The 7,178-nt window shown below is 56.2% G+C and carries 3 protein-coding genes and 1 pseudogene; 3 read left to right on the plus strand and 1 reads right to left on the minus strand.

The genetic code is table 11. From position 1 onward, the window contains the following. Positions 1–14: 14 nt before the first annotated feature. Positions 15–2,603, minus strand: coding sequence for a bifunctional aconitate hydratase 2/2-methylisocitrate dehydratase (locus tag ASE07_RS20475; RefSeq protein WP_057292678.1), 2,589 nt, complete (start codon positions 2,601–2,603; stop codon positions 15–17). A gap of 489 nt (positions 2,604–3,092) precedes the next feature. Between ASE07_RS20475 and ASE07_RS20480 the strand changes: the two genes are divergently transcribed. From ASE07_RS20480 to ASE07_RS29015, 3 genes and pseudogenes are all read left to right on the plus strand, one after another. Further along, complete coding sequence (locus tag ASE07_RS20480; RefSeq protein WP_057292679.1) at positions 3,093–4,745, plus strand: VRR-NUC domain-containing protein; 1,653 nt, start codon at positions 3,093–3,095, stop codon at positions 4,743–4,745. 782 nt (positions 4,746–5,527) lie between these two features. After that, on the plus strand, positions 5,528–6,812 hold a 1,285-nt coding region (locus ASE07_RS30880; protein ID WP_442946111.1), incomplete at its 3' end, for an ATP-dependent DNA helicase. 1 nt (position 6,813) lies between these two features. Continuing rightward, positions 6,814–7,178, plus strand: a pseudogene (locus ASE07_RS29015) (helicase C-terminal domain-containing protein); the annotation flags it as partial.

Raw genomic sequence — 7,178 nt, forward strand, 5'->3', positions numbered from 1 at the left:
CGCCACCGATGCCATTAATCCACTTTGACGCCATCGGCTACATCACGGAATTCCGCCAGTTTGTCAAAGTTCATATAACGGTAGATATTGGCGGCATTCTTTTCAATGACGCCGATATGTTCCATGTATTCAGCCTTTGTCGGGATCTTGCCGAGAGTGGAACAGACTGCGGCGAGCTCGGCTGAACCGAGATACACGCGCGTATCGAGACCGAGGCGGTTCGGGAAGTTACGTGTCGACGTCGACATCACTGTCGCGCCTTTACGTACCTGCGCCTGGTTACCCATGCACAGCGAGCATCCTGGCATTTCCATCCGCGCGCCGCTACGGCCCAGCGTTCCGTAATGACCTTCTTCCGTCAATACCTGCTGGTCCATCTTGGTCGGCGGAGCAATCCACAGGCGAACCGGAATATCGGTCTTACCTTCGAGCAGTTTGGATGCAGCGCGGAAGTGGCCGATGTTGGTCATGCATGAACCCACAAACACTTCGTCGATCTTGTCGCCGGCGACTTCGGACAAAGGTTTTACATCGTCAGGGTCGTTCGGGCAGGCGACGATCGGCTCATGGATATCGGCCAGATCAATTTCGATGACTGCCGCGTACTCTGCGTCGGCATCCGGTGCAAGAAGTTCCGGTTTTTGCAGCCAGGCTTCCATGGCCTTGATGCGGCGCTCCAGCGTACGCTTGTCCAGGTAGCCGCTAGCGATCATCCACTTCATCAGCGTGATGTTCGATGTCATGTATTCCATGATCGGCTCTTTATCGAGATGCACCGTGCAGCCTGCTGCGGAGCGCTCAGCAGAGGCGTCCGACAGTTCGAATGCCTGTTCGACCTTCAGTTTAGGCAGGCCTTCGATCTCCAGAATGCGGCCCGAGAAAATGTTCTTTTTGCCCTTCTTCTCGACAGTCAGCATGCCCTGACGAATTGCGTACAGCGGAATGGCATTGACCAGGTCACGCAAGGTCACGCCGGGCTGCATTTCGCCTTTGAAGCGCACCAGAACCGATTCCGGCATATCCAGCGGCATGACACCTGTTGCTGCGGCAAATGCGACCAGACCAGAACCCGCCGGGAAAGAAATACCGATCGGGAAACGGGTGTGCGAGTCGCCACCTGTGCCTACGGTATCCGGAAGCAGCAGGCGATTGAGCCAGGAGTGAATCACGCCGTCACCGGGACGCAGGGCCACGCCGCCACGGTTGGAGATAAAGGTCGGCAAGGTCTGATGCGTCTTGACGTCGACCAGCTTGGGATAGGCGGCGGTATGACAGAACGACTGCATCACGAGATCCGCGGAGAAGCCAAGGCATGCCAGATCCTTCAGCTCGTCGCGTGTCATCGGACCGGTCGTGTCTTGCGAGCCCACAGTCGTCATCTTCGGTTCGCAATAGGTGCCCGGACGGATGCCCTGACCTTCAGGCAGGCCACAGGCGCGTCCTACCACTTTTTGCGCAAGCGAGAATCCCTTGCTGGACGCGACCGGGTTTTGTGGCAGACGGAACAAGGTTGACGGTGCCAGGCCCAGTGCTTCACGCGCTTTCGACGTCAAGCCGCGACCGATGATCAGCGGAATGCGGCCGCCGGCGCGCACTTCATCGAACAGGACATCAGACTTGACGGTGAATTCCGCAATGACTTCGCCATTTTTGAATGCCTTGCCTTCATAGGGGCGCAGTTCGACCACATCGCCCATCTCCATTTTGGAGACATCCAGTTCGATGGGCAACGCACCGGCGTCTTCCATGGTGTTGTAGAAGATCGGCGCGATCTTGGTGCCCAGGCAGACGCCGCCGAAGCGCTTGTTCGGAATGAAGGGAATGTCATCGCCGGTAAACCACAAGACCGAATTGGTCGCGGATTTGCGGGAAGAGCCGGTTCCAACCACGTCGCCGACATAGGCAACCTGATGGCCTTTGGCCTTCAAGGCTTCGATCTGCTTGATCGGGCCGATCTTGCCCGGTTCGTCGGCATTGATGCCTGGGCGTGGATTCTTGAGCATTGCCAGTGCATGCATCGGGATATCCGGGCGGGTGGTCGCATCCGGTGCCGGCGACAGGTCGTCCGTATTGGTTTCACCGGAAACCTTGAAGACGGTGACGGTCAGGCTTTGCGGCACTTCGGGGCGCGATGTGAACCATTCGGCATCAGCCCAGGACTGCAAGACGGCCTTGGCATTGGCGCTACCCTTGTCGGCCAGTTCCTTGACATCATGGAAATAGTCAAACATCAGCAGGGTGTTTTTCAAGCCTACGGCTGCCACGGCGCCGACTTCGGCGTCATCGAGCACATCGATCATCGGCTTGATATTGAAGCCACCGAGCATGGTGCCGAGCAGACGGGTTGCCTCCTGGCGTGAAATCAGTGCGCAGCTGTCTTCACCTTTTGCCAGTTTTTCCAGGAACGCGGCCTTGACCTTGGCGGCATCATCGACGCCCGCGGGAACGCGATAGGTGATCAGTTCAACAAGAAACTGTTCTTCGCCGGCTGGCGGGTTTTTCAACAAGGCGACCAATTCTTCGGTCTGTTTGGCGGACAAGGGGAGCGGTGGGATACCAAGTGCGGCGCGCTCGGCAACATGTTGACGGTAGTTTTCTAGCATAGGGCGCTCTTTTCTTTAGTAGCTTGATTAAAGGTAGCGAGACCGGACTTTCGTTCGTTATATCTGCTCGGACGGGAAGCCTCAGGCGATATTGTAGCGGACAACTCTTCTATAAGATATAAGAGTTGATCTTAAACAAGCAACTTTTCGTTGTTGATTTCATGAAATACAGTGCAGTCAAGTTGGCATCAGACGCTTTTACTCAAAAAATTGTTTCTTTTGATAATTTTTTCCGCCCCAGGGACAACAAACGTCCTCCCCGTACTGCGGCCAACTGCCGTCTTCCAATCACGCAGGCGATTATTTATTCGACGCGATGCTGGTTTCCTCCTTTCGCCTGCGGTACGATGGCTTCCTGGCGCGAGTCAATCAACGTAATTACCATTTCGTCATCGGCCGCTTGCCCTTCCAGCCTGTTCATTTTCCAGATTGTCAATGCGCTGTACTTTGGCGTCCTTCACTCGGCCCCAACCTGATAGGTAATTCAAGATGCCGCCTACTCTTGAAAACCCGTTTTATTACCTCGAAAACTTCGACACGGTCCTCGAATGGGTGCATACACGCTATCCCCATTTACTTAGCGTGGAAGAAGAGCACTTCATAAGGTGCGTCGCCGCGTTGCCACGGCCTTCGCGCGCCCTGCTGGTCCGCATGGTCATGCGCAAGGGACCATACTTCCGTGCCAGCAAGCTCATTTACGACGAAATTGGCTGCACACGGCAGGCAGCAGGTCCCCTGGTGCAGCATGGATGGATCGACGATCAGCCGCAACTGTCGCTCGATCACCTTGCCGGCCTGTTGACCAAAGGCGAACTCCTTGCCGCAATCGGACCGGTGCCGGGCGGCGGCGCGATGAAGAAGGCAGATCTGGTAGACCGGCTGCGTACGCGTTTTGACAGTCATCGCCGCTTCGACGAATGGCATCCGTCATCCGATGACTGCGTCTATGCCTTGTTGATTCATCCTCTCTGCGACCGGATCCGGCTTCTGTTCTTCGGCAATTGCCGGCAAGACTGGTCAGAGTTCGTACTCGCAGATCTCGGTATCTGGAAGTACGAAAAGGTGGCGTTATCATCGATATCCCATGGACTGCGTTCACGTGACGAGGTGGATCATTATCTGCACCTTTTCGCCTTGGGCGAACGCTTTGAAAATGGCGAAGATCCAAACATTATTCTCGGGGAACTACCGCCGCCCACCGCGGACAATGACTGGCTTGCCAGTCGGCGCGCGAAGCTGGTCTTCAAACTGGCGCAACATTATGAACGCGCGGACTCGTTGCAGGATGCACTAAGCTTATACACATCCTGTACTTATCCTGGCGCGCGCATACGGGCGATCCGCGTCATGGAGCGATGTGGGCTGAACGACGATGCCTACGCGCTGGCAAGTGCGGCGGATCTGAGTCCGGAGAGTGAGGCGGAAAAGCAGCAAATCGCCCGCATACGGCCGCGACTGCAACGCAGGCTGGGGATGCCGATGGTTGCGAAGCTGCCTGCCGCATCAAGCGTTGCGCGAGTGGATTTGCCACTTCCGGCACCGACAGAGTCGTTCTGCGTCGAACAACTGGTAGCCGCACACCTCGCCACGGCAGATGCACCACTCTGCTATGTAGAGAACACCTTGATTAATTCGCTGTTCGGACTGCTATGCTGGAACGCCGTGTTTGCTCCGGTTCCGGGCGCGTTTTTTCACCCCTTTCAGAGCGGTCCGGCCGACTTATATAACGGAGATTTCTTCCGTCGACGAGAAAAGGAGTTCAACGCCTGCCTTTCACAGCTGGACTCGCAAGAATACGTTGACACCGTCTTGCGGAATTTTGTGGAAAAGGCAGATACCCTCTCACCCTTTGTGGCATGGCAGCACATCAGCGAGGAGTTACTCCGCCTCGCCCTGCAGTGCATTCCCTCGGCTCATCTGAAAGCGATCTTTCATCGCATGCTCGCCGACATCCGCACCAATCGCGCCGGCTTTCCCGACCTGATCCAGTTTTGGCCGGATGAGCGGCGCTACCGCATGATAGAAGTAAAGGCGCCGAACGACCGCCTGCAGGACAATCAAGTGCGTTGGCTCGATTACTTCATGATGCACGACATCCCCGTGAGTGTCTGCTTCGTACAATGGTTAGAGGAAGCGGCCTGAACATGGAATACCAGGTTGCAGTGCGAGCGCTAGCGGAGTTTACGGCGAGGCGTGGCGATCTTGATTTGCGATTTACTCCGGCGCCCACCGCGCAGGAAGGCATTGCCGGTCATGTCGAAGTGACGGCGCGGCGTGCTGCCGATTATCAACGGGAAGTCACCCTTACATCCCGACACCGGCATCTGGTCGTCCGGGGTCGGGCCGACGGTTATGATCCGGCCTGCAACCGACTGGAGGAAATCAAGACTTACCGGGGCGATCTTTCCCGCATGCCGGCCAATCATCGTGCATTGCACTGGGCGCAGGCAAAAATCTATGCCTGGCTGCTCTGCGAAAAACTGCAGCTGACCGAAGTGAACGTTGCGCTGGTCTACTTCGAGATTGGCAGCCGGCAGGAGACGATGCTAGAAGAAAGCCATCAGGCAACCGCGCTTCAGAGCTTCTTCATGGAACAGTGCGAGTCGTTCCTGAACTGGTCCACGCAGGAGCTTGATCACCGTATCGCCCGCAACGCTGCCTTGTCCGCACTGCGCTTTCCGCATGCCGGCTTCCGGCCGGGTCAACGCGCGCTTTCCGAAGCAGTCTATCGTGCCGCCAACACGGGCCGCTGTCTTGCAGCGGAAGCGCCGACCGGCATCGGCAAGACGGTGGGCACGCTATTTCCTTTGTTGAAAGCAGTACCGGGTAAAGATCTGGACAAGATCTTCTTCCTGGCGGCAAAGACGACCGGGCGCAGCCTTGCCCTTGATGCGTTGGAGCAGCTCAAGAATCACCAGCCCGGAATGCCCTTACGCGTCCTTGAACTTGTGGCACGTGACAAAGCCTGTGAATACCCTGACAAGGCATGTCATGGCGAATCGTGCCCCCTGGCCAAGGGCTTTTACGATCGTCTGCCACCTGCGCGATCCGCGGCGATTGCCTCAGGGGCACTGAACAAGGCGGCATTGCGCGCAGTGGCACTCGAACACCAGGTATGTCCTTATTACCTGAGCCAGGACCTGGTGCGCTGGGCCGACGTCGTGGTCGGCGATTACAATTATTATTTTGATAGCAGCGCGTTGTTGTATGGCTTGACTACTGCTAACCAGTGGCGTGTCACCGTCTTAACGGACGAAGCCCACAATCTGATTGAACGTGCACGCAAGATGTACTCCGCCGAACTGGATCAGTCCACGCTGCAAGCCGTGCGGCGTACGACACCCGATGCGCTCGGCAAAGCGATCGACAGGCTGCAGCGCCAATGGACCGCACTGAACAAAACGCAGGAGAGCGACTACAAGATTTTTTCGGAGATCCCGGCAAAGTTTGCGAATGCGCTGCAAAAAACCGTCAGTGAAATATCAGAATTCTTTGCAGAGAACCCGGCGTACGTGAACAGCGCGCTACAGAATTTTTACTTCGAGGCTTTGCACTTTACTCGGCTGCTGGAAGTGTTGGACACACACTCGCTATTCGATCTAGCAAAGCAAGAACGAAACGAACATATCCGTTCGCGCATAGGTATCCGCAATGTGGTACCTGCAAAGTTTCTGGCGCCCCGCTTTACCGAAGCGCAATCCGCGATCCTGTTTTCTGCCACGCTTAGTCCGTGGCACTTCTACGCCGACATGCTCGGACTGCCATCCGATACCGCTTATATTGATGTCGAATCACCATTCAAGGCCGAACAGTTGTCGGTATTTGTGGCTGGTTATATTTCGACACGATACCGGCAACGCGAGCAGTCGATTGCGCCCATTGTTGCGCTGATGGAAAAGCAATACCAGTCACAACGCGGTAACTACCTCGCTTTCTTCAGCAGCTTTGAATATCTCGACAAAGTGTCTGCCCTGTTCCGCGCGCGCCATCCCGACATCCCTGTCTGGGAACAGTCACGCGGCATGGACGAGACTGCACGTGACGCGTTTCTCGCGCGCTTTACACCGGGTGGTTGTGGAATAGGCTTCGCGGTACTTGGAGGACCTTTCTCTGAAGGCATCGATCTTCCCGGCGAAAGACTGATCGGCGCTTTTATTGCGACGCTCGGTCTGCCGCAATTCAATGCAGTCAATGAAGAACATCGCGAACNCCTGTCTGGGAACAGTCACGCGGCATGGACGAGACTGCACGTGACGCGTTTCTCGCGCGCTTTACACCGGGTGGTTGTGGAATAGGCTTCGCGGTACTTGGAGGACCTTTCGCTGAAGGCATCGATCTTCCCGGCGAAAGACTGATCGGCGCTTTTATTGCGACGCTCGGTCTGCCGCAATTCAATGCAGTCAATGAAGAACATCGCGAACGCATGGATGCAGCGTTTGGAAGCGGCTATGACTATACCTATCTTTATCCGGGACTCCAGAAGGTGGTGCAGGCAGCCGGACGAGTCATCCGTACGCAATCTGACAGAGGCTACGTTTATCTGATTGATGATCGCTTCGCCCGTCCGGAAGTGCT

This window comes from Noviherbaspirillum sp. Root189, assembly GCF_001428545.1.
GTDB lineage: Bacteria > Pseudomonadota > Gammaproteobacteria > Burkholderiales > Burkholderiaceae_D > Noviherbaspirillum.